We start from the raw sequence: 23,116 nt of genomic DNA, 5'->3' as shown, positions 1-23,116 counted from the left end.
CCCTAAAAATTGTGTGATCGCTATCTATTTAAATAGCATAACCTCCGCGCGCAAGCGCGGTTTCCAATAACAAAGGCGGCAGCCGCCGCCGGGGTAGATATAAAAAAATGAAAGCATTCGCACCTTCCTCCGTTCGCCTTATTCCCGCACTGGCGGCAGGCCTTCTGGCCGCCGCGCCGCTGGCTCACGCAGCCGGCTTCCAATTGTCCGAGCAGAGCGTGACAGGCTTGGGCCGCGCCCACGCCGGCGCCGGCATGGTGGGCGACGATCTGTCCGCCGTATTCTACAACCCGGCCGGCATGACCCTGATTGAAGGCACCCAGGTGCAGGGCGGTTTCACTTACGCCGAAATCGACGCGCCGTTCGAAGGCAAGGGCGGTTTCCCGGCCGCGCGCCAGGGCAGCGACAACGGCCGCGCCAAGGCCGAGGTGATCCCCAACGCCTATCTGGTGCATCAGTTGAACGACCGCGCGCGCCTGGGCCTGGGCATCACCGTGCCCTTCGGCCTCGGCGCCAGCTATGACGATAACTGGGTGGGCCGCAACCACGGCATTTCCAGTTCCATCATGACCGTGGACTTCAACCCGTCCTTCGCTTACAAGTTGGACGACAAATGGAGCTTCGGCGCCGGCGTGTCGGCTCAATACGCCAAGGCCGATCTGAAGCAGGGCGCGTTTTTCCAGGGCGCCACCGGCGAGATCGACGCCGACAGCTGGGCCTACGGCTACAATCTGGGCCTGATGTACGCGTTCAATCAGGACAACCGAGTCGGCCTGTCCTATCGCTCCAAGCTGAACCACAAGGCGCGCGGCGATTACAAGGCATCTGGCTTCAACAATGCCCCGTTGATCGGGGTTCCGCCGGCATTGCAGCCGAAGTTTCGCATTGACGGCACTTACGCCGGCGGTGCCGACGTTACCACGCCGGAATCGCTGCTGCTGTCCGGCTACAGCCGCCTGAACAGTAAGTGGGCGCTGAGCGCCACCGCGCGCTGGACCAACTGGAGCCGCTTCGACCAGCTGGTGATCAAGGGCAATCCGCTGGCCGATACCGTCATCGACAATCACTGGAAGGCCAGCTGGCTGTTCTCGGTGGGCGCCGACTACAATTACAACGATCAGCTGACCCTGCGCAGCGGCGTGGGTTATGAAACCAGCCCGGTGCGCAACTCCAGCTACCGCAACCCGCTGATTCCGGACACCGATCGCGTCTGGCTGAGCCTGGGCGCCAGCTACAAGGCCAGCAAGCAGCTGACCGTGGACGCCGGCTACACCTATCTGATGGGCGTCGGCGATCGCGAGATCAATCACACCGCCAAGAGCCCGTTGGGCAACGGCGACACGCTGCAAGGTTCTTACAGCTCCATCCGCGGCCACCTGCTGGGCGTGCAGATGCAGTACAAGTTCTGATCCAGGAAAGCCCGACTTTCCCGCCGCCGCCGGCTTCGCCCGCGGCGGTTTTTTCATGTCCGGGGGTGCGGTTTGCTCAACGGCAGGCTAGAGTAGGGCGCTGTGCTTCATGGAGCGTCTCTCCTCATGCCCGTTGCATCTTCCCCATGGCTGCGGCTGAGCCCGCTGGCCGGCTTGCTGCCCTATTTGCGTCCGTACCGGCTGCGCGCCTGGCTGGCCTTGCTGGCCCTGATCGTGGCCGCCGCCGCCACCTTGCTGCTGCCGGTGGCTTTTCGCTTCCTGATCGACCACGGCTTCAGCCAGCGCGCGGCGGCGGATATCAACCGCTATTTCCTCGGCCTGTTTGGCGTGGCGACGGTGTTGGCGCTGGCCACCGCCCTGCGCTTTTATTGCGTGTCCTGGCTGGGCGAGCGCGTCACCGCCGACATCCGTCGAGCGGTGTACCAACATGTGATCCGGGTTAGCCCGGAATACTTTGAAGTCACCCAGACCGGCGAGGTGTTGTCCCGGCTGACCACCGACACCACTCTGGTGCAGACGGTGATCGGCACCAGCCTGTCCATGGGTCTGCGCAACGCCTTGCTGATGTTGGGCGGCCTGGCCATGTTGATGGCCACCAGCCCCAGCCTGACCGCTTACATCCTGGTGACGCTCTTGCTGGTGGTCTTGCCCATCGTGGTCTTCGGGCGCAGGGTGCGGACCTTGTCCCGCTCCAGTCAGGACCGCATCGCGGATTCCAGCGCCATCGCCGGCGAAACCCTGAATGCGATTCCGACGGTGCAGGCTTTCAATCAGCAGGCGCGGGAAAGCCGGCGCTTCGGGGAATCGGTGGAAACCAGCTTCGACGCCGCGCTGGCGCGAATCCGCGCCCGCTCCTGGCTGACCGTGGCGGTGATTCTCCTGATCTTCGGCGCCATTGTTTTCGTTCTATGGCTGGGCGCGCACGCGGTGCTTGAGGGCACGATGAGCGCCGGCCAGCTGGGGCAATTCATCTTGTACGCGGTGGTCACCGCCGGCGCCATCGGCGCGCTGGCGGAAGTGTGGGGGGATATGCAGCGGGCGGCCGGCGCCACCGAGCGGCTGATGGAACTGTTGTCCCTGCGTTCGCCGGTGACGGAGCCGGCCGCGCCGCGGGCTCTGCCGCCCGGGCCCGCCGGCCTAAAGCTGCGCGATGTCGATTTCGCCTACCCGTCCCGCCCTGGTCAGCCTTCGCTCAGCGGCGTCCGGCTTAGCGTACGCCCCGGCGAGCATGTGGCGCTGGTGGGCCCGTCCGGCGCGGGCAAGTCCACCTTGTTTCAGCTCTTGCTGCGGTTTTACGATCCTCAGCAGGGACAGGTATTGCTGGGTGGCGTGGATGTGCGCGAACTGTCGTTTGCCGATTTGCGCGGTCATGTGGGCGTGGTGTTGCAGGATTCGGTGATTTTCGGCGCCAGCGCCTTGGAGAACATCCGCTACGGCAAACCGGAGGCCAGCGATGAGGAAGTGCGGGCCGCGGCCCGCGCTGCCGCCGCGGACGGCTTCATCGAAAAGCTGCCGCAGGGCTACGACACCTATCTGGGCGAACGCGGCGTGCGTTTGTCCGGCGGCCAGCGCCAGCGCATCGCCATCGCCCGCGCCATTCTGAAGAATCCGCCTTTGTTGCTGCTGGACGAAGCCACCAGCGCCTTGGACGCTGAATCGGAACAATTGGTGCAACAGGCGCTGGAACGGGCCGCTCAAAATCGCACCACCCTGGTGATCGCTCACCGGCTGGCTACGGTCAAGCAGGCGGACCGCATCGTGGTGCTGGACCAGGGCCGCATCGTGGCGGAGGGCAACCATCAGAGCCTGTTGGCCGGCTCTCCCTTGTACGCGCGGCTGGCGGCTTTGCAGTTCGCCGCTGGCGGCGATGCTTGAGAGCCGGTTCAAAGTTTGCTGCGCTGCGGCGATACGGCGTTGAAAGCCCACTCAAAACGCTCATGCGCACAAAAGGTGGGACCTGTCCGCGTTTTCGCTAGCGGGCATCGAGGCGGGCGGTGGTACACTGCCGGCCTCGCAAAGAATCAAAAGGATGATCATCTTGTCTGCCCACACTCCGGAAGCCCAAACCGCCCTGAACCCTACGCCGCTGCTGGCGCAAATATTGGCTGCTCACGGCTTGCCTTGTCAGGAAGCTAACGGCTGGTTGTTGCCGCACGGCCAGTTGCCGGCTATCGGCGCTCATTGGACGCCGGGGGAGAACAATGGTCGGCTGGATGTCCATGTGCTGTTGGACAACGATATCCGCATGATGGAAAGCTTCGCGGGTCTGGGCGCTGGACAGGAAGGGCTGAACGACGCTCTGGAAAACTTCAGCGCCAACGTGCTGCACGTGCTGTTGGCCGGCCTATGGGGCATCGCCGACGAGGCCCAGGTCACTGAACGACGCTGGGAAATCGCCGGCCGAGAATATATGGCCTACATTGGCAACTTCGGTTTGCGCGGCACCGCCGAGCGGCTGGAGCAGTCTTTGTTCGAGGCGCTGTTCCGCCAGGCAACCACCGCGCTGCGAGCGGAAACGCTGGGGGGCGACGCGCATTGGTCCCGGCTGTTCTTCTGCAATCTGAACGGCGAGTTCGTCTCCGAGGCGCTGTTGGACAATCAGCGCTGGGAAGCGGGCCTGAGCCTGTTGGGCGCGCTGCCGTGGCCGACGGCACAGGGTTATTACAGCCTGCGCCATTTCATGCTGCTGCGGGCGGTGTGAGGCGGCTGCGGAGTGCAGATCGTGAACACGTTCTCAGGCGCGGTAGCCATCCGGGTCTATGCCGTGCTTGGCGAACTTGTTGTACAGCGTCTTGCGTGGAATGCCCAGTAGTTCGGCCGCCTGCATCACTTGGCCCTGGGTGCGCAGCAGCGCCTGTTCGATCAATTGTTTCTCGTAGGCGTCCACCCTCGCGTCCAGCGCGCTGGGCGCGTAGGCCGCCGGTTTGCCGCCGTCCGGCGCCACGCCCAGCACATAGCGTTCCGCCGCGTTGCGCAGCTCGCGCACATTGCCCGGCCAAGTCTGTGCTTGTAGGCGCCCCAATAAGGCCGGCGGCGTGTCTGGCGCCGGGCGGTCGAAGCGCGCCGCCGCCTGCTCCACAAACCACTGGAACAAATCCGGAATGTCCTCGCGCCGCTCACGCAGCGGCGGCAGCCGCAGCGACACCACGTTGAGCCGGTAGTAAAGGTCTTCGCGGAAGCGCCGTTCCCGGCTGGCCAGGGCCAGATCGTCCTTGGTGGCGGCCACCACCCGGCAGTCCACCGGGATCAGGCTGTTGGAGCCCAGCCTTTCCACCACACGCTGTTGCAGCACCCGCAAGAGTTTCGCTTGCAGGGCCAGCGGCATGCCTTCGATTTCGTCGAGGAAGAGGGTGCCGCCGCTGGCGTACTCTATCTTGCCGATGCGGCGCTTGAGCGCGCCGGTGAAGGCCCCGGCCTCGTGGCCGAAAATCTCGCTCTCGAAAATGGATTCCGGCAGGCCGGCGCAGTTCAGCGGCACGAAATGACGCTCGCGGCGGCGGCTCCAGGCGTGCAGCGCCTGCGCCACCATTTCTTTGCCGGTGCCGGTTTCGCCGTGAATCAGCACATCGGCGTCGGTGTCGGCGATATTGGCCAGCGTTTCGCGCAGCGCCTGCATTGCCGGGCTGCGGCCTATCAATACCGGCCCGCTGCTGCGCGCCAGGCTGGCGCGCAGTTCGCGGTTTTCCAGCGTTAGCCGGCGTTTGTCCAGCGCGCGCTGCACCGTCTCGGTCAAGCGGCCCGGCGCATAGGGCTTCTCGATGAAGTCGTAGGCGCCGGCGCGGGTGGCCGACACCGCCATTGCGATGTCGCCGTGGCCGGTGACCAGGATGACCGGCAGTTCCCGGTCCAGGCTCAGCGCCTGCTCCATCAGTTCCAGGCCGCTGAGTCCCGGCAGGCGGACATCGCTGAGCAGCACCGCGCGCTCGTCCCGCCTTAGCGCGGCCAGCGCGCTTTCGGCATCGGCGAAGGATTGCACCGGCAGGCCGGCCAACTCCAGCGATTGCAGCGTGGCCATGCGCACGGCCGGGTCGTCTTCAACATAAATCACGCCCACGGGGGCGCTGAGGGTGGGCGTCATGGCGTGGACTCGCAAGGCCAGTTGATGATGAAGCAGGCGCCGCCTTCCGGATGGTTGCCGGCTTCGATGCGTCCGCCGGACTGCTCGACGATCTCCTGCACGATGGCCAGCCCCAGTCCCAGGCCCTGGCCGCGCGGCTTGGTGCTGTAGAAGGGCTCGAACAGGTGAGGCAAATCGGCGTCGGCGATGCCGGGGCCGTGGTCGCGCAGACGGAATTCCAGCATGCCCGCTTTATGCAGCAGGCTGATCTCCAGCCGGCCTTGCGGCTGGGGCCGCATCGCGTCTATGGCGTTGCCCAGCAGATTGGTGAACACCTGTTCCAGGCCGATGGCGTCGCAGGCGATGTCAGGGCAGCGCGGAGGAAGGTCCAGATCCAGCGCGACCCGGGCTTCGCGCAGCGCCGGCTGCAGCAGCGTTAGCGTGTCTTGCAGCGCGGAGAGCGGATTGGTCTGGCCCAGCGGGCCGCGGTGGCGGCGGGCAAAGGTTTTCAGATCCCGGGTGATGTGGGCGATGCGCTCCACGAGTTGGGAAATCTGACCCAGATTATCGCTGGCGGCGTCCGGGCGTCCGCGTTGCAGCAGGGTCACCGCGTTGTCGGCGAAGGCGCGCAGCGCCGCCAGAGGCTGGTTGATCTCATGCGCCACCCCGGCGGCCATTTGGCCCAGCGCGGCCAGCTTGCTGGCTTCGGCCAGCTGGCCGCGGGTAATGCGCAGGCTGTTTTCGGTCTGGATGCGCTCGCGGATCTCCGCCGACAACTGAGTGTTGCTCAGCGCCAGGTCGCGGGTTCGCTCCGCCACCTTGCGCTCCAACTGGTCGTGCGCTTGTTGCAGGGCCTGTTGCGCCGCCAGTTGCTCGCGCAGCCGGCGCAGCCTCAGCCGCCAGTAGTGCCACAGCGTCAGCAGGCCCAGTCCGCTGGCCAGCAGCGTGCTCATGATGGCCAGCAGGGTGAGGTTGCGGCCGTGCATGTCCACCAGCAAGGTCAGTGTCCAGCCGGTTTGCGGCAAGGTCTGGCGGATTTGAAGGTAGCGGCCCGCCAGCAGTTTGCGTTCGCTGTCCGGCGCCAGCCAGGCCTGCTGACGCCAGCCTGTGTGGGGTTGCAGCAGCGCGAAGGGATGCAGTTTGGCGCCCAGGTATTGACGAGTGGCGTCAATCTGGCGACGGACTGTCGGCGGCAGCGGTTGCAAGGTGGCGAATTTCCAGTCCGGATTGGCGCTGAGAAAGGCCACGCCGTGCCGGTCGCTGACCAGAACCGGCTCGGCGCCTTTGCGCCAGGCTTCTTCCAGCGGCGCCAAGCTGACTTTGACCACCGCCACGCCCACGACGCGGCGGCCGGACAACACCGGCCAGGACAGGAAATAACCTGGCTCGCGGCTGGTGCTGCCTATGCCGTAAAAACTGCCGGACTGGCCGGCCAGCGCTTGTTGGAAATAGGGGCGGAAGGCGTAGCTGTTGCCGACGAAGCTGTACGGCGACATCCAGTTGCTGGACGCCAGCGCGATGCCGTCCACGTTGACGATGAACAGCGCCGAGGTGCGCGACTGCCGGTTCACTTGCTCCAGATAGCGGTTCAGCGCCTCCACCCGCCGCGGGTTGCGCGGGTCCGCCAGCAGGTTGAGGATGTCCTGGTTCAGCGCCAGCACATAGGGTAGGTAGCGGTACTGCTCCAGCGTGGCGCCTAGATTGGCGGCGTGCATCTCCGCCCGATGCCGGCCCTCGCGCTCCGCTTCGGTCAACAGCATGCGGCTGGCCAAGACCCAGCCGCCGCCCAGCGCCAAGGCCAGCAAGACGAGGGAAGGCAGGCTTTTCAGCAGGAAACGCAACGCGCGTGCGAGCATGGCGGCGGATCGGGAATCGGCGATGCCTCAGTCTACCGCAGCTTGCAGTTCCGCGGCTTCATGGCGTGAATGTTCCTCCATCACCAGCCGGGTCAGCTCCCGCTTCAGGTCGTTGAAACCCGGCGCGCTGGGGTCGCGCGGGCGCGGCAGCTCCACCCGCACGTCGCGCTTGATGGTGCCGGGGCGGTAGGTCATCACCACCACCCGGTCCGCCAGATAGATGGATTCCTCGATGCTGTGGGTGACGAAGATGATGGTCTTGCCGCTTTCCTGCCAGATGCGCAGCAACTCGTCCTGCAAGGAACGCCGCGTCAGCGCGTCCAGCGCGCCGAAGGGTTCGTCCATCAGCATCACCGGCGAATCCAGCGCCAACACCCGCGCGATGGCCACCCGCTGGCGCATGCCGCCGGACAGGTCCTTGGGGAAGCGGTGACGGAAATCGCGCAGGTGCAGCTTGTCCAGCAGCGGCTCCACGGCGGCGCGAATCTCGGCCGGACCGCGCTTCTGGATTTCCAGGCCAAAGCCGATGTTCTGTTCCACCGTCATCCACGGGAACAGCGCGTATTCCTGGAATACCATGCCGCGGTCCGGTCCCGGCGCGGCGACGCGTTGGCCGGCCACCAGGATCTCGCCGCCGCTGGGCGGCGCGAAGCCGGCGATGGCATTGAGCAAGGTGGATTTGCCGCAGCCGGAGGGGCCCAGCAGGCAGACGAACTCGCCGGGCTGGATGTCCAGCTGGATGTCCCGCAGGGCGATCACGTCGCCGCCCGGCGTCTTGAATACTTTTTGCACCTGTTGCACTTCGATCTGGGCGCTCATGCCTTCATCCTTCCATGCCGCGCAGCGCGGCGGTGTGTTTGGCGCCGCTAACAAAACCGAGCAGCGAACCTGGGCCAAGGCGCGCCGACGCAGGTCGTACCAGTGGTACGACAAGGAGGCGCAACGCAGGATCAGGGGTGTTGTTAGCGGTTCTTAGAACGTGTTTACGATCCCGCGAGCTAGGGCGAGGCAAGGCGAAAACGAGCGAAAAAGCGGAATGTACGAGTGGTACATGAGCATTTTGAACTCGTTTTCAACGCCGTATCGCCGACGCGCAGCAGATCGTAAACAGGTTCTTATTGGTCGATGCCGCGATGCCACTTCAGCAAGCGGTTGTTCAAGCCCTGCATCAGCATGTCGATCAACAGCCCGAGAATGCCAATCGTGACCATGCCGGCGATGACCTTGTCGGTCCAGAAATACTCGCGCGCTTCCATGATGCGGTAGCCGACGCCGCTGTTCACGGCGATCATCTCCGCCACGATCACTACGATGAAGGCGGTGCCCATGCCCACGCGCGCGCCGGTGAAGATGAAGGGCGTTGCTGCAGGCAGGATCACCCGGCGGAACAGGGTGGCGCGGCTGGCGCCCAGGTTGCGCGCGGCGCGGATATAGATGCCGTCCACATTGCGCACGCCGGAGATGGTGTTCATCAGGATGGGGAAGAAAGCCCCGATAGTGATGAGGAACACCGCCGGCGGGTTGCCCAGGCCAAACCACAGAATGGACAGCGGGGTCCAGGCGATGGGCGGAATCGGCCGCAGGAACTGGATCAAGGGGTTGAACGCCCGGTACACCGGGTCGCTGACGCCCATGAACAGCCCCAGCAGCAAGCCCAGGCCGCCGCCCAGCGCGAAGCCCAGCACCACACGCCACAGGCTGGCCGCCACGTCGTGGATCAGTTCGCCGGACAGCAGCCAGGACAAGTAGGCGCCGGACGAGGGGTCGTAGGCTTCCAGCGGCTGCCAGTAAGCCAGCCACTTCTGCAACACCGCCAGCGGCGAGGGCAGGATTTGCGGGTTGATCCAACCCAGGCTGGAACTGGCCTGCCAGATCAACACGATGGCGATGGGCACCGCCAGGCTGGACCAGGCTTGGCCCAGCCGGGAAAACACAGTCTGCTGCATGATTGCTCCCGCCGCCGTCAATTAACCTTGAGGTCCTGCTTGGCCTTGCTCAGCAAGTCCAGTTTCACCCAGTCCGCCGCTTTGGGCGGCTTGACCATCTTGCCGATGCCGTACTGCTGCATCATGTCGGTGGTGGTCTGGATGTGGGCCACGCTCAGATCGTAGCTGTACGGGGAGTTGGAAATGGCGTCTTGGAAGTCGTCGGCGCTGATCTGGTTCTTGAACATGTTCTCACGCACGTATTTTTCCGCCAGCTTGGGATTTTTGATGAAGGTGTTGGTGGCCTCCACGAAACATTTGATCAGGCGCTCCGCCACGCCGCGGCGTTCCTTGTACATCTTCTCCGTCATCACCAGGGTGCGAATGGGCTCGCCCAGCGGGGTGTCGTAGGGCTTTAGCACTTCCACGCCGAAACCCTTGTTGATGGCCTGGGACGATTGCGGCTCGGACTGGCTCATCGCGTCGATCTGCTTGCCCATCAAAGCCTGGTTCAGGTCGGCGAAAGGCATGTAAATCACCTGCACATCCTTGCCCGGCTTGTCGGACCAGCTAAGCTTGTACTTGGCCAGCTCCGCCGCCAGCAGCAACTCCTGCGCGCCGCCGCGCGCCACGCCCACCTTCTTGCCCTTCAGGTCCTTGACGCTCTTGATGCCGCTGTCTTTGGCCGCCACGATGCGCGCGCCGCCCTTGGCGAAGCCGGCCACCGCGAAAATCGGCGCGCCGCCGGCGCGGCCGGCCACCGCCGCGTCCGCCGCGCTGGCGGCGACGTCCACTTCGCCGGCCACGATGGCGGGCATGATGTCGATGCCTTTGGCGAACATGCGTTCTTCAATCTTCAGGTCGTATTTGGGCGCGATTTCCTTCATGTAGCTGATGGCGCCGTAATGGGCGAACTTGAGGTTGCCCAGTCTCACCACGTCGGCGGCGAGGGCGGGCAGCGAGAGGCCGCCGCCCAGGGCGGCGAGACAGAGCCAGGTTCGGATGCGTTGCATGGTGTTTCTCCTTTGTGGATAGGGGCCGGGCGGGGCGCGGCGACCTTTTATTTATACGACGTTTGCATTTTTTGGCGCGGCGATGCGGTGCGCTGCTTTGTAGTGGTTCTTATTAGGCAAAGCGCGTGCCAGGATGTTTTTTGCTCAAGCTGTTGATTTTAATGGATTGTGTTGGCGGGGCGTGGCCGGATTCGGCCTGTGCCGGCCTTGCTTGTGCCAAAACCGGCTCAGGGCTTGCCGGAGAAAAAATGCAGTTATTCAATATCTGTCGGCTGTTTTCTCATCGACCGGTGCAGTGTTTCCTCCCTAAGCTGGATGCGGTCGATGTAGCCGAAGATATCGATAGGGAGGATCAGCACTTGTTCGATCAGGGCGAAGAAACCGGCCCAGTAACCCTGCTCGGGGCCTTCCACCGAGAAGTCGACATCGCCTGCGATGCGCGCCAGCAGCATGTGTCTTGGGACATCGGGATTGTCCTGCACGTATTGGATGAAGTGGCCGGCGTATTCGCGCCCCAGCAGATAGGCCTGGCGATAGTCGTCGGCTGGCGGCACTTGCCAGCAATGCACGCGCGGACAGCCCGGCAAACGCGCGGCGAAGGGCAGCTCCTGATAGGGAACCGGTTTGAGGTTGGGGCGGTAATGGCGACGGCTTGGGTATTTGACGGACATGCGCGCTCTCCTGTTGATTCAAGGCTGCCGGCGAGGCGGCAGGCTCATGGCAGGCGCATGGCAGGATTGGAGTTCCGGCGCCACGGACCGGCGGGTGCGAGCACCCTCCCACCATGGCCTGCCCGTTGTAGGCATGACGGATGGTGCAAGGGCACGGACCAAGCGTTTGCGGCGCTGGGTCCGAGGCGGCGGGGCCAGACTCCAATCTGGGCGCTGCCGGTTAGGGCGGCGCGTTTGCGATTGTGCCTAGCGGGGATGAGGGGGTCAAGGCGGCGGCATCGGCCGCCAACGGCGCAAAGTCGCATCCCCCGGTCAGGTCCGAGCCGTGATCCGGCGCTCTAGGCGTAAAACCTCGATTGTCCTTGCCAGGCGCTGGCGACGAAGTCTTGCACATGGTCCAGGAATTTGTCGTGGCGGCCCAGGCGGCTGTCGTCGGCCTGGCGGTTTGCCGGCAGCAGGTAAAGCTGGCCGACGTGACGCACGGGCAGCAGGCCGTCCAACGCCGGCACTGGATCGCCCTGAACGCAGTAATGACGGATATGGGCAGAGGCCGCGCGCGCTTGCTCCAGATCGTTGCCGTGGCGCGTCAGCAGTTCGTTTTGCAGGCCGCGGCCGAACTGGGCGCTGCTGAAGCATTCTGCGTGGACGGGACGTTGCGGAGTGGACAATTTCATCGCCGCGTAGGCGGCCATGCCGCCGCCCAGAGAATGACCGCCGGTGCTGACGATGTAGTCGGGTTCGCCGCCGCGCATCAGCGGCAGGCCGGCGGCCAGCGTTTGCAACTTGGCGGTGAGTTGGGCGGCTTGGGCGTAGCAGGCGGGGCGGCCGCCGAAAGCGGCGTTGCCGATGTTGGCGCGCCATTGCCGCGCCACGCTGGCCAGGTTTTTCAGGTTGCGTTGAGCCAAGCCGCCCACGCCGCGGCCGCTGGTGGTGCCGCCGAAAACCAGGCGGATTTCTCCCGCCGCCTTGTTGCGGAACACATAGGCCACCATGCCGCTTTCCGGGTCCATCAAGCGCGCCTGCTGTGGTTGAAACTCCAGCTTGCCGCCCTTGGCCAGCAGGCGCGCCAGTTCTGCGTCCGGGCTCCACTGGGTGGCGCGCAGGCTGTCCAGGTCCCGGCTATAGGGGAAGTTGGCAAGCAGCGCGCTGTCCTTGAGCCTTTGACGGGCGGCTTCAGGGTTGAGGTCTTCCAGCGGCTGCTGCACGCAGAGGCCGTCCAGCGGATTGACGCGCGGCGCGGTGCGCGAGGAGGCGGGGGCGTCCGCGCGGTTTTCCGTTTGCTTGAGCCGCGCCGACATCGCGTTTGGCGCGACGCTGGAGCGGGCGGGTTCGTCCGCCGCCGTCGTTTGGGGGATGGCGGCGCGGGAAGTTTGAATGAGCATGATGGGTAGACGCGCGTGAAGGTTGATCGCCGCATGCTAATGGGACGCGGACGGCGTGCCTTGCAGATTTTACTCAGCCGGCGGTTACGGTTCCGTGATAATGGCGAGCGCGGAGCGAATGAGTTTGTATGGGAAGGATTAAAGAGATGGAAATGGAGACGGAGCGTTTATTGCTGCGCCAATGGCGGGACGAGGATCTGGCGCCCTTCGCCGCCATGGGGCGGGATCCTGAGGTGATGCGTTATTTCCCGGCGCTGTTGAGCGAGGAAGAGAGCGCGGACGGCATGGAGCGCCAACGCGGGCTGATAGCGGCGCGCGGCTGGGGATTTTGGGCGCTGGAGGAGAAAGCGTCCGGCGACTTTGTCGGTTTCGTCGGGTTGGCGGTGCCGAGCGCGGAACTGCCGTGCATGCCCTGCGTGGAGGCGGGCTGGCGCCTGCGGCGAGCATCCTGGGGCCGGGGCTACGCCACCGAGGCGGCGCGCCGGGCGCTGGCTTTTGGTTTCGAGATCTTGGGGCTGGACGAAATCGTGTCCTTCACCGCCTTGCCCAATCTGCCGTCGCAAGGCGTGATGCGGAGGCTGGGCATGCGCGATAGCGGCCGGGACTTCGATCATCCCGCCTTGGAGGCCGGGCATCCGCTGCGGCGACACTGTCTGTATCTTTTGTCGGAAGCGGAGTGGCGCGCCGCGGCGCCCGAGGTTTGAGGTTGAGGGAGAAGCGATGGCCGCCGCGAGGCGGCTTTTTTATTGCCTTCGGCATGAGGTGAGGGCTGGCTTTATGCTTGATGAGCGATTTTTGCAATTCACTGGGGAACCTTGAGCTTAGGCTCTAATCTATTAGAATTTCATTGTTCTCTTATTTTTTGCGGACGGGTGGCAGCCCGGCTCGCGCCTGATGTTTCCGCCTCTGCAACAGCGTGGCTCGGATACGCGGCACGCGTATTTTCGATGCGGTTTTCACGGCCGTATCGCCGACGCGCGGCAGATCGTAAACCGGCTCTGAAAGAACGACATGTATCCCTCCTGTTTCTAACCCTCATTGGAGTCCGTGATGACCCAAACCTCAGTTCGGCGTTCGCGCTGGCTATGCGGCCTGGCAGCCGCCGGCTTGCTGCTGACGCCGCCGGCGATGGCCGAAACCTTTGTGCCCGACACGCTGTTGAAGTCGGTGCTGTACCACAAGACCAAGAACCATGGCCAAGCCGATCTCGGCGGCGACAAGATCGCCGGGGCGTTTCTGAAAACGCCGGGCTCGGTTTATTCCGAACTCAATCCCCAGCCGCCCATCATCAATTCCATAGAGTGGAATAACGCGCTCAGCGATTTCAACCGCTACCACCGCGTCAATCTGACGCTGGACGATTCGGTGAAACTGTTCGCCAGCGAGATGGGCCTGAACAAAGCCTTGCCGGGCACGGACGTGGACCTCAATCGTCGTCGCGCCGGCTACCGCCAGGACGAGGACAGGCTGGTGCTGGCCAATGCCTTCAAGGCCGGGGTGGACGGAGACATTTTCTACAAGAGCCTGGATGTGTTCGGCTATGGCTACAGCACCATCGCCGCCAAGTTCGCGGTGGCGGCGCAGTTGCTGCGCGACGCGACGCAGAAAGTGCCGGCTGCCAAGCAGTTGCAGAACGGCATTCGCAAGGAGGTGCTGGACCGCTACCTGAGCAGCGCCACCACTGGCGTGAACAGCCTGTCCGAATACGACAAGCATTACTTGATGAACTTGCTGCACAACGAGGTGCGGCGCACCCGCTTCAACTCCGCCGGTTTCAAAAGCGGTCAGTTTCAGCCCGCCGCCCAGTTCCGCGTGGCGCGGCTGGCGGCGGCCTACCAGGACCGCAAGGGCTATCTGTTTGATTTCCCCTGCGCCAAGGACGGCAAGAATCTCTACCCGGAGAGCAGCGGCAAGCTGTGCTACGCCAATATGACCGACCAGAAGCTGAGCGGCTGGTATCGCCAGCTTTATCAGCAGCAAATGAAGCCGCATCCGCCGTCCGAGCAGGAGAGCAGCGGCTTCCAACGCCTGGCCAAACTGCTGTTGCCGATTGCCCTGCTGATGGAAGGCATGGCGGCGGCGGAGTTTTTCTCCACCTTGGAAGCGTCCGAGCTGGGGGCCGAGGCGGCCTTGACCGAAGAAGAAGTCGCGGCCACGGAGTCCGGCTATCTCAGCCGCTTCTGCCGGATTTGAGCATGATGTTCGAACAATGCGAACAGGAATGAAGACATGACTATGACTATGCGTATATTCAAGCAAGCGCGCGCGGCGGCCTGGACGGTTCTGGCGTTGGCGCTGTCCCAGGCGGCGCTGGCCGGCGCGACAGTGGACATCAGCAAGGTGACTGACAAGAACAGCCTGGTGCCGGGCGAACTGGTCAACGCGATGGAGTACCACGTCAACGGCGTCAGCGGCGCGGCCAAGGCCAACCCGCCGTCCTCGTCCAAGTTGAAGAACCTGGCGGCCAAATGGCGCGGGGCCACGGTAGCCCGTTTCGAGTACAGCTACAACGGCGGCACTCGTGTCTATAACGCAATGTCCGGCCAGGACGCCGCGGATTTGCTTTACGAGGCCAATTCTGCCGGCCATCGGGCTTATCCCGGCTTCCTGCGGCAGAGCAGCGTGGAGAAAGCGGCCACTAATGTGAACGTGCCCAATGGCAAGCTGTCCGCCACCATAGGCCAGCAGGCCACGGATGCGGAACTCAAGGCGCTGAAAACCTTTGAGAAGGACATTCTGGATGGCGCGGTGCCGCGCGGCGGACGCATGGTGGGTTATATCTCGCAGGCGCCGTGCGCATCTTGCGACAATGTGATCCGCCAGCAATTGGCCAATCAAACCAATTACGTGTCCGACATCAAAATATCCTATCTGCCCAAGGCGGCGGAGGAGGCGGAGGGCAGCGCGGCGCGCGAGCTGGCGCACGAGTTCAACGGTCGTCGCTTGCAGTCCTTGAAGGATAACGTGATGTCCTTGCGCGGCAACGCGGCGGCCAGGCTGAATGTGGGCGGTGGCACAGCCGGCTGCTTGTAGACAAGGTCGGGCCCGGCTTGTCTCCCGCGGGAGACTGCCGGGCTTTTTACGTCCGAAGGCGGCGGCTTATTGCTGCCAGTGGTTGTAAATCGTTTGCAGCTTTCCGTTTTGCTGCAGCCGGGCCAGCGCGGCGTTGAATTGAGCGGCGCGGCTGTCGCCTTTGGAGAAGGCGACGAAGCGCGGCATTTCCACCAGAGGTTTGGGCAGGATGCGCACATGCGGCAGTGCGCGCAGCTGGCGTGCGTAGTAAAGCAGTTGGCCGCGGTCGCCGACGATCAGGTCAATGCGGCCGGCCAGCAGCATCAGCAGCAGTTGTTCGGGGTTGGTGGCGCTGGCGTCGCGTTTGAGCGGCGCTTTGTCGAAGGCGGACTCGTAGGCATAGCCGTGGACCTGCCCTATGGTCAGCGGCGCCAGGTCGGCCAGAGTGTTCCAGTTTTGCAGGCTGTTTTGTTTCAACACCATGAAGATGGTGCGGCCGGTGCGTATTGGGCCGGCGAGTTCGTACTGGGCGCGCCGCTCGGCGGTGCCTGCGAACTGGAAAGCCATGTCCACGTCCCCGTTGCCCAGCATTTGCTTGACGCGCTCCCAGGGGTAGAGATGCAGTTGGTAGGGAATTCTGGCCTCGGCCATGACCGCCTGGACAATCTCCACGTCCAGCCCTTGAGGCTTGGCGTTGGCTTCGTTCTGGTAGCTGTAGGGCGCGAATTGAATGTCGCCGACAATGCGCCAAGCCTCTGGCTGGGCCGCCCAGGCCGTCCCGCAAAACAGCAGCATGCTCAACACACGCCTCATGGTTTCTCCCGCAGTCGCGCCTTCCGTCGGTATAGCCGGGGCGGGGCGGGGCGGCAAGCCGGGCGGTTTTGGCAAGCGTCCCGTGGCGGCCTTGCTGATGGTGGTGCCGGGGGACGAACTACGCATTGATCAGGCGTTCGAGCGCGCCTCGGCCTCGGTGTAGAGCGCTTTGGCCGGGTTGGCGCGTCCGCAGTCGGGGGCGTCTCTGTGCTGGTTCGTGATTCGCCTTGCATTGGCGCAACGCCATTGAAACCCCAGTTGCAAAGCCCCTCCCGGCGATGACCGGGAGGGGCTCTTGTTTGCTAGATAGCGGGAGAGGCTCAGGCCGCGGTGGCCTGGGCGGGTTTCTTCAAGGCGCGCAGCGCAACCGCGGTGACGGCGGTGCCGGCCAACAGCGCCAGCAGGTAGAAGCCCAGATGGCTGACGGCGTTGGGGATGGGGAGCACGAAGACGCCGCCGTGCGGCACCTTCAGTTCCGCCCCGGCCAACATGGAGATGGCGCCGGCCACGGCGGAGCCCAGCATCAGCGCCGGGATCACCCGCAGCGGGTCGCGCGCGGCGAAAGGAATGGCGCCTTCGCTGATGAAGGCCAGGCCCAAGACGCCGGCGGCCTTGCCGGCTTCGCGTTCGTCGGCGGTGAAGCGGTCGGCGAACAGCTTGGTGGCCAGCGCGATGCCCAGCGGCGGCGTCATGCCGGCGGCCATGGCCGCGGCCATCGGCGTATACACCTGGCTGGCGATCAAGCCGGTGGAAAAGGCGTAGGCGGCTTTGTTGACCGGGCCGCCCATGTCGAAGGCCATCATCGAACCGATGATGGCGCCCAGCAGCAACGCGCTGCTGCCTTGCAGGCTTTTCAGCGCCTCGGTCAGCATGCCCAGCAAGGCAGCCACCGGCCCGCCGATCACGTAGATCATCAGCAGGCCCACCAGCAGCGACCCCAATACCGGCAGGATCAGCACCGGTTTAAGACCGTCCAGATTACGGCCCAGCCGGATTTTTCGATTCAGCCAGTCTGTGCCGTAACCGGCGATGAAGCCGGCGATGATGCCGCCAAGAAAGCCCGAGCCCAGGCTGGCGGCCAGCATGCCGCCCACCATGCCGGGCGCGATGCCGGGACGGTTGGCGATGGAGTAAGCGATGTAGCCGGCGAGGATGGGTACCATCAGTGCAAAGGCGGATTTGGCTCCGATCTGGAACAGCGCCCAGGCCAGCGTGCCCTTGTGGGCGTCGTCGAAGGCGTAGATGCCGCCCAGGGCGAAGGCCAGCGCGATCATGATGCCGCCGGCGGTGACGAAGGGCAGCATGAAGGACACGCCGGTCATCAGATGCTTGTACGGGCCGTTGCGCTCGCTGGCCGGTTTTTCCGGTGGAGTGTCGGCGGTGTCCGGCTGGTGCGGCGCGGCTTCGGCGATGGCGCGGCGCAGCAGCGCCTGGCCGTCGTTGATGGCGGCCTTGGTTCCGCTTTGGAAGAGGCGTTTGCCCTTGAAGCGGCTGAGTTCCACCTGGGTATCGGCGGCGATCAGCACCAGGTCGGCTTCGGCGATCTCGCCGGCGCTGAGCGCGCTTTGCGCGCCCACCGAACCCTGGGTTTCCACGCGGATGGCGTGGCCCAGCGCCTGAGCCGCCTGGCTCAGGCCTTCCGCCGCCATGAAGGTGTGGGCGATGCCGGTGGGGCAGGAGGTGACGGCGACGATGCGCAAGGCGTCGGTTTGGGGCGCGCTCAGCGCCGCGGCCCGGCGGACGGCCTCGGCCGGATCGGCCAAGGCCTGGTCCAGGCTCAGGCGGAGCGCGGGCAGGCTGTCCAGGCGCGGATCGGCGGAGGCGCCGATCAAGAGCGCGGCCTGGGCGGCGGCGAGTTCGATCGCGCTCAGCGGCGGCGCGCCGTTCAGTTCCAGCTTAAGGGCATGTCCGTGCCGCTGGGCGGCCTGGCGTAGCGCTTCCGCGGCCAGCCGGCCCTGGGTGCTGCGCTCGCCGGCGTCGATGATGGCAATTAGGTTCATGGCGTTGTTTCCCTTGTGTTATTGGTTTGGAGCCGTGGGCAAAGCCCCTGATGCCGCGTCGCCTCGGCTCATCCACCTACGCGAGGCGGATCGTAAGCTGCCTCTTAATCCAGGCTTTGCAGCCGGACTTGAGCCGCCAATGCGCGCACCTGTTCCGGCGGCGGCAGGTGGGGGCCGACGCGCGCCAGTTTGGCGGCGGCGAAGGCAACCGCCAGCCGGGCTTCCGCCTCAAGCTCCAGTCCATCCAGCCGCGCCGCGGCCAGGCCGGCCACCAAGGCGTCGCCGGCCCCCACGGTGCTCAGCGGCTGCTGCGCAGGCAAGGAGGCCCGCAGAGAGCGGTCGCGGCCGACGAACAGCGCGCCGTCCGCGCCCAGCGACACCACCACTTGTTCCACGCCGCGTTGTAGCAGCTCGCGCGCGCATGCAAGCACCGCGGCGGTGTCGGGCAGGGCGCGGCCGGCCCAGAGCTCCAGCTCATGGCGATTGGGTTTGACGCAGTGAGGCGGCGCGTCTCCGTCCAGAGCCTGGCTCAGCGCTTCTCCGCTGCTGTCCAGCAGCAGCCGCGCGCCCAGGGGCCGCAGCAATCGGCACAGCCGCAGATAGCTGTTGGCGGGCAGGCCGGGCGGCAAGCTGCCGCACAGCGCCACGACGTCGCCGGGGTTCAGCCGGGCGGCTAGCTCGGCGCCCACTTGCTCCAGCTGCGCTTCGCCGGCGGCGATGCCGGGCAGGTTGATGTCGGTGGTATCGCCGCTGGAGAGGTCGGCCAGCTTGATGTTCACCCGGGTGTCGCCGGGCAGGCGCAGCATGTGGTCGGCGATGCGCTTGTCCAGGAACAATTGTTCGAAGGCTTCGCTGTTGTTGCGGCCCAGCAGGCCGAAAACGCTTACCGGCGCGCCCCAGTCAGCCAGGCAGCTGGCCACGTTGACGCCCTTGCCGCCGGCGTTGCCGCTGGCGCTTTGCGCCAGGTTGACCGCGCCGGGGGTCAGCCGGGGCAGGGCGATGGTTTGGTCCAGCGCCGGATTGAGGGTGACGGTGTGGACGCGGGCGCTCATGTCAGCTCCCGCGCCAGCATGCGCACTTCATCGGCGCTGTCGCAGGCCAGCGCCTGCTGCGCCAGGTCGCGCAGCCGATCGTGGCCGTTGGCGCACAGCTTGGCCTTGACCGCGGCCACGTCGCGCGGGCTCATCGACAGCTCGGCCACGCCCAGGCCGGTCAGCAGCGCGGCGCCGAAAGGGTCGCCGGCGATGCCGCCGCACACGCCCACCCAGCGTTGATGACGGGCGGCGCCGGCCACGGTGTGCTGGATCAGGCGCAGCACGGCGGGATGCAGGCTGTCGGCCTCGGCGGCCAGTTCCGGGTGCTGACGGTCCATCGCCAGCGTGTACTGGGTGAGGTCGTTGGTGCCGATGGAGAAGAAATCCACGTATTCAGCCAGTTGATCGGCCAGCAGGGCCGCGGCGGGCACTTCCACCATGATGCCGAGAGGCACCGCCGGGGCGTCCAGCTCGCGGCGTATGCCTTCGCACCAGCCCTTGAGCCGGGTGATTTCCTTCAGCGAGGTGATCATCGGGAACATGATGGACAGCGGCTGGCCGCCGCGGGCGGCGCGGTAGAGCGCGCGCAGCTGAGGTTCCAGCAGATCGCGGCGGCGTAGCAGCAGACGGGAGCCGCGCATGCCGAGGAAGGGGTTTTCTTCGGCCGGCAGCTTCAGGTAATCCACCTGTTTGTCGCCGCCGATGTCCAGTGCGCGCACGATCAGCGGCCGTCCGTCCAGCGCGTCCAGCATGGCGCTGTAGGTGTGAAACTGTTCGTCTTCGCTTGGCGACTGTTCGCGCTCCAGAAACAGGAATTCGGTGCGCATCAGGCCCACGCCCTCGGCGCCGGCGTCCAGCGCGGCGGCCACCTGGTCAGGGCGGTTGATGTTGGCGGCGATTTCAACGCGGTGGCCGTCCGGGGTGATGGCCGGGCGCTGCCGCTGTTCCGCCTGTTGCTGCTGGGTGCGCAGCTGGGCCTGCAGCCAATCGCGGGCCGAGGCCAGGTCCTGCTCGCCGGGGTTCAGGTAGAGCCGGCCGCCTACGCCGTCCAGGATGGCCGGCGTGCCATCGGCGATGTCCAGCAAGGCCGGGCCGCCGGCCACCAGCGCCGGCAGCCCCAGGGTGCGGGCCAGGATGGCGGTGTGCGAAGTGGGGCCGCCTTGGGCGGTGGCCAGCGCGCGGATGCGGCCGGTGTCCAGGGTGGCGGTGTCGGAGGGGGTGAGATCGGCGGCCAGCAGAATGCAGTCGTCGCCGTCGATGTCGGCCAGGGTGGCGCTGTTCAGCGCCGGGTCCAGCTGGCGCAGCACGCGGCGGCCCACGTCGCGGAGGTCGGCTGCGCGCGCCGCCAGCAGCGGGTTGCCCAGCGCGGCCAGCCGTTCCGCCATGCGTTCCACCGCTTGGTGCCAGGCCCATTCCACGCCGTGGCCGCCCACCATCAGCTGGCAGGCCAGGGTGATCAGATCGGTGTCGGACAACAGTTCGGCCTGGGCGTGGAAAATGCCGGCTTCGGTTTTGCCCAGCCTGCTGGCGGTGGCCGCGGCCAGCTCGGACAGTTCGGCGCGGGTGGCGCTCAGCGCCTCGTGCAGGCGGTCGCCGCCTTCGCCCAGCGCCACCGGGCGGTCCGGCACTTTGAGCTGGCCGGCGTGCAGCACGCGCACCACGCCGATGGCGAGGCCGGGGCTGGCGGCGACGCCGGCGATGGACAAGGGGTGGCCGGGCGGAATCCAGCCCTGTTGCGCCGCCAGCAGCTGCGCTTTTTGCGCGGCGAGCGCGGCGTCGGTCTGTTCCTGGGCAGAGGCGTCTCGCATGGCGGACAACAGGCCGGTCAGGGCGGCGGCGGCGTCGGGGCCTTGGGCGGATACGGTGACGGTGTCGCCGTGGCGCAGGCCCAGTTGCAACAGGCTGATCAGGTTCTTGGCGTCGGCGGCGTCCTGGCCGTGGCGCACTTGCAGCTGGGCGGCGTGGCGGCGCGCGGCCTCCACCCATTGCGCGGCAGGGCGCGCGTGCAGGCCGTTGGGGTAGTCGACTATCCATTGCGCGCGCTCGGCCAGATCGGCGGCCGCTTCGCCGGCAGCGGCCGGCGGCGTCTCTTCCAGCAAGGCCTGCACCTGGGCGGCGTCCCTTGCGTTGAATAGTTGTTCGAGCCGGACTTCGTCTTGCAGCAGCCGGGTCAAACGGCGCAGCAGGGTGATGTGTTCGTCGGATTGGGCGGCGATGGCGAACAGCAGCCGGGTGCGCTGGCCGGGGTTCCATTCCAGACCGTCCGGAATCTGCACGATGGCGATGCCGGTGCGGCGGATCAACTGGCGGTCTTCCACCATGCCGTGAGGGATGGCCAGGCCGTTGCCCAGAAAGGTGTTGGCCACCGCTTCGCGTCGCAGCAGGCTGTCGATGTAGGCAGGGTCTATGCAGCCGGCGTCGGCCAGCAACTGCCCGGCCAGGCGGATGGCCGCCTCTTTGTCGGCGGGCTGACAGCCCAGCCGGATCAGTTCTGGCTGGATCAGGGAGGAGGGCGATCCGGTGTCGTGCATGGCGGTCTCTTCTGTCGGTTCAGGTAGCTGCGGGGTGTTTGTAACCTCTTCGAGTTCCGCCGCGCGGCCGGGGGCCGGCGCGGAGTCGAACAGGCTCTGTATAGCGGATCGGCTCGCGCCCGCCAGCTGTCTTTGCGGAGGGGGGCCGTTCGTGTGTTGAGTGAATTGAAAACGATTACATTTTTACTGTCAACATGCTCGTAGCACTGGCGCTACATCTTTGTGCTGTCTCAAGCGACAGTGTTGTAAAATTACGCTTTGGGGGTATGCTTGCGTAAACGTAATTCCGATTATGGCGAGAGAAAACGATTTCATATGACGGTCAGCATCAAAGATGTGGCGCAGGCGGCCGGCGTGTCGGTGGCCACCGTGTCGCGGGCTCTGGCCAAGGGCCCGGTCAGCGCGGCGTTGAAGGCCAAGGTGGAGGCGGCTATAGCCGCCACCGGTTATCGCCCCAATCTGTCGGCGCGGCGCCTGCGCTCGCGGCACAGCGACACCATCGGCCTGATCGTGTCCGATATCCGCAACCCCTTCTTCACCGCGGTCAGCCGCGCGGTGGAGGATGTGGCCTACCAGGCCGGCATGCGGGTGATTCTGTGCAACACCGACGAGAACCCGGACAAGGAGGCGATGTACCTCAGGTTGATGCAGGAGGAGCGCGTCACCGGGGTGATCTTCGCGGCCACCCGCGCCACGGCTGAGACGCTGGACGCCGAGGCGCTGGGTTTTCCCGTGGTGTTGATCGACCGGGCCGCGCCCGGCGGCGCGGCCGACGCGGTGGTGCTGGACAACGCCGCCGCCGCCGGCCTGTTGGTCAGCCATTTGCGCGAGCAGGGCCATAGCCGCATCGGCGGGTTGTTCGGCAATACCAGCAGTACCGGAGCGGAACGACACGCGGGCTTCGCCGCCGCGTTGGCGGAGGCCGGGCTGGCCGCGCCGGCGCGTTTCGTCGCGCCCACGGCCGAGGCGGCGCAGCAGGCGGTGTCCGCCTGGCTGGCCGAAGCCGAGGCGCCACGGGCCCTGGTGATCAGCAACGGCCTGCTGCTGCTGGGCGCGATGCGCGCGGTGCGCGCGCTGGGCCTGGAACTGCCGCGGCAGCTGGCGCTGGCCGGTTTCGACAACGACAGTTGGACGGAGCTGGCCGGACCGGGGCTGACGGTGATAGAGCAGCCGGTGGACGAGATCGGCCGCGCGGCGATGGCGATGTTGCTGGAGCGCCTGGAGCAGCCGCAGCGCTCAACGCGCAAAGTGGTGCTGACCGGCCGGCTAGTGGTTCGGGGCTCCAGCTTGGCCTAGCGCTGGCTTCAGCCGCTGTGGCGGAGGCGAGACAGGGGCGCGCCCGGCCCGGCCGAGGGCCGCGGGTTTGATTTTTAATGTATTAAATGTTGTGCC

The 23,116-nt window shown here is 65.7% G+C and carries 19 protein-coding genes; 8 read left to right on the top strand and 11 right to left on the bottom strand.

Annotated elements, in window-relative coordinates; all coding sequences use genetic code 11:
- Positions 1-107: 107 nt before the first annotated feature.
- The 3 genes from GYH29_RS14735 to GYH29_RS14725 all read left to right on the top strand — a co-directional run bounded on the left by GYH29_RS14735 (position 108) and on the right by GYH29_RS14725 (position 4,131).
- Entirely contained in the window at positions 108-1,409 is a 1,302-nt protein-coding gene (locus GYH29_RS14735; RefSeq protein WP_161524027.1) for an OmpP1/FadL family transporter, read from the top strand.
- A gap of 126 nt (positions 1,410-1,535) precedes the next feature.
- Positions 1,536-3,305, top strand: a complete 1,770-nt coding sequence (locus tag GYH29_RS14730; protein WP_161524026.1) for an ABC transporter transmembrane domain-containing protein — start codon at positions 1,536-1,538, stop codon at positions 3,303-3,305.
- A 154-nt stretch (positions 3,306-3,459) separates the two neighbouring features.
- Positions 3,460-4,131, top strand: coding sequence for a DUF6348 family protein (locus GYH29_RS14725; RefSeq protein ID WP_161524025.1), 672 nt, complete (start codon positions 3,460-3,462; stop codon positions 4,129-4,131).
- 33 nt (positions 4,132-4,164) lie between these two features.
- Here the strand turns inward: GYH29_RS14725 and GYH29_RS14720 are convergent, their stop codons facing one another.
- The 7 genes from GYH29_RS14720 to GYH29_RS14690 form a co-directional block, all read right to left on the bottom strand.
- A complete protein-coding gene (locus tag GYH29_RS14720; RefSeq protein WP_161524024.1) occupies positions 4,165-5,508 on the bottom strand; it encodes a sigma-54-dependent transcriptional regulator in 1,344 nt (447 codons plus the stop codon).
- The gene (locus GYH29_RS14715; protein ID WP_019101661.1) at positions 5,505-7,343 is read right to left on the bottom strand and encodes an ATP-binding protein; all 1,839 of its coding nucleotides are present in this window, start codon (positions 7,341-7,343) and stop codon (positions 5,505-5,507) included. The genes GYH29_RS14720 and GYH29_RS14715 overlap by 4 nt, the downstream gene beginning before the upstream one ends.
- 27 nt (positions 7,344-7,370) lie before the next feature.
- Complete coding sequence (locus GYH29_RS14710) at positions 7,371-8,162, bottom strand: ABC transporter ATP-binding protein (protein ID WP_043590041.1); 792 nt, start codon at positions 8,160-8,162, stop codon at positions 7,371-7,373.
- A 296-nt stretch (positions 8,163-8,458) separates the two neighbouring features.
- The gene (locus tag GYH29_RS14705; protein ID WP_019101663.1) at positions 8,459-9,289 is read right to left on the bottom strand and encodes an ABC transporter permease; all 831 of its coding nucleotides are present in this window, start codon (positions 9,287-9,289) and stop codon (positions 8,459-8,461) included.
- Between the two features lie 17 nt (positions 9,290-9,306).
- Positions 9,307-10,281: an ABC transporter substrate-binding protein gene (locus tag GYH29_RS14700; protein WP_081576264.1), complete on the bottom strand. Its 975-nt coding sequence runs from the start codon at positions 10,279-10,281 to the stop codon at positions 9,307-9,309.
- Positions 10,282-10,535: 254 nt separating this feature from the next.
- A complete protein-coding gene (locus GYH29_RS14695) occupies positions 10,536-10,952 on the bottom strand; it encodes a hypothetical protein (RefSeq protein ID WP_019100337.1) in 417 nt (138 codons plus the stop codon).
- Positions 10,953-11,290: 338 nt separating this feature from the next.
- Positions 11,291-12,334, bottom strand: coding sequence for an alpha/beta hydrolase family protein (locus GYH29_RS14690; RefSeq protein ID WP_019100338.1), 1,044 nt, complete (start codon positions 12,332-12,334; stop codon positions 11,291-11,293).
- A 146-nt stretch (positions 12,335-12,480) separates the two neighbouring features.
- Between GYH29_RS14690 and GYH29_RS14685 the strand changes: the two genes are divergently transcribed.
- The 3 genes from GYH29_RS14685 to GYH29_RS14675 all read left to right on the top strand — a co-directional run bounded on the left by GYH29_RS14685 (position 12,481) and on the right by GYH29_RS14675 (position 15,367).
- On the top strand, positions 12,481-13,038 hold the full coding sequence (locus GYH29_RS14685; protein ID WP_019100339.1) for a GNAT family N-acetyltransferase: 558 nt from the start codon (positions 12,481-12,483) through the stop codon (positions 13,036-13,038).
- Between the two features lie 346 nt (positions 13,039-13,384).
- Positions 13,385-14,527 carry a hypothetical protein gene (locus GYH29_RS14680; protein ID WP_043590039.1) on the top strand — a complete coding sequence of 381 codons (1,143 nt, stop codon included), beginning with the start codon at positions 13,385-13,387 and terminating at the stop codon, positions 14,525-14,527.
- Positions 14,528-14,563: 36 nt separating this feature from the next.
- Positions 14,564-15,367, top strand: coding sequence for a hypothetical protein (locus GYH29_RS14675; RefSeq protein ID WP_019101994.1), 804 nt, complete (start codon positions 14,564-14,566; stop codon positions 15,365-15,367).
- A 66-nt stretch (positions 15,368-15,433) separates the two neighbouring features.
- Here GYH29_RS14675 and GYH29_RS14670 read toward each other — a convergent pair whose 3' ends face one another.
- The gene (locus tag GYH29_RS14670; protein ID WP_039755210.1) at positions 15,434-16,159 is read right to left on the bottom strand and encodes a substrate-binding periplasmic protein; all 726 of its coding nucleotides are present in this window, start codon (positions 16,157-16,159) and stop codon (positions 15,434-15,436) included.
- Here GYH29_RS14670 and GYH29_RS14665 point away from each other — a divergent pair.
- Positions 16,158-16,322 carry a hypothetical protein gene (locus tag GYH29_RS14665; protein ID WP_161524023.1) on the top strand — a complete coding sequence of 55 codons (165 nt, stop codon included), beginning with the start codon at positions 16,158-16,160 and terminating at the stop codon, positions 16,320-16,322. The two genes, GYH29_RS14670 and GYH29_RS14665, sit on opposite strands and share 2 nt — an antisense overlap.
- A gap of 157 nt (positions 16,323-16,479) precedes the next feature.
- On the opposite strand, the gene GYH29_RS14660 is transcribed toward GYH29_RS14665, so the two are convergent.
- The 3 genes from GYH29_RS14660 to ptsP form a co-directional block, all read right to left on the bottom strand.
- Positions 16,480-18,159 (bottom strand): PTS fructose transporter subunit IIC, encoded by a 1,680-nt coding sequence (locus tag GYH29_RS14660; protein ID WP_161524022.1) that lies wholly within the window; start codon positions 18,157-18,159, stop codon positions 16,480-16,482.
- A 104-nt stretch (positions 18,160-18,263) separates the two neighbouring features.
- Entirely contained in the window at positions 18,264-19,211 is a 948-nt protein-coding gene (gene pfkB, locus GYH29_RS14655) for a 1-phosphofructokinase (RefSeq protein WP_161524021.1), read from the bottom strand.
- The gene (gene ptsP / locus GYH29_RS14650; RefSeq protein ID WP_161524020.1) at positions 19,208-21,724 is read right to left on the bottom strand and encodes a phosphoenolpyruvate--protein phosphotransferase; all 2,517 of its coding nucleotides are present in this window, start codon (positions 21,722-21,724) and stop codon (positions 19,208-19,210) included. Before ptsP ends, pfkB begins: the two co-directional genes overlap by 4 nt.
- Before the next feature lie 315 nt (positions 21,725-22,039).
- On the opposite strand from ptsP, the gene GYH29_RS14645 reads away from it, so the two are divergent.
- Complete coding sequence (locus GYH29_RS14645) at positions 22,040-23,020, top strand: LacI family DNA-binding transcriptional regulator (RefSeq protein ID WP_043590036.1); 981 nt, start codon at positions 22,040-22,042, stop codon at positions 23,018-23,020.
- The last annotated feature ends 96 nt before the right edge of the window (positions 23,021-23,116 follow it).

The organism is Chromobacterium haemolyticum (assembly GCF_009936155.1).
Taxonomy (GTDB): Bacteria; Pseudomonadota; Gammaproteobacteria; order Burkholderiales; family Chromobacteriaceae; genus Chromobacterium; species Chromobacterium haemolyticum.
Note: the sequence above shows the minus strand (reverse complement) of the source record. Positions and strands in the feature narration are given on the sequence as shown.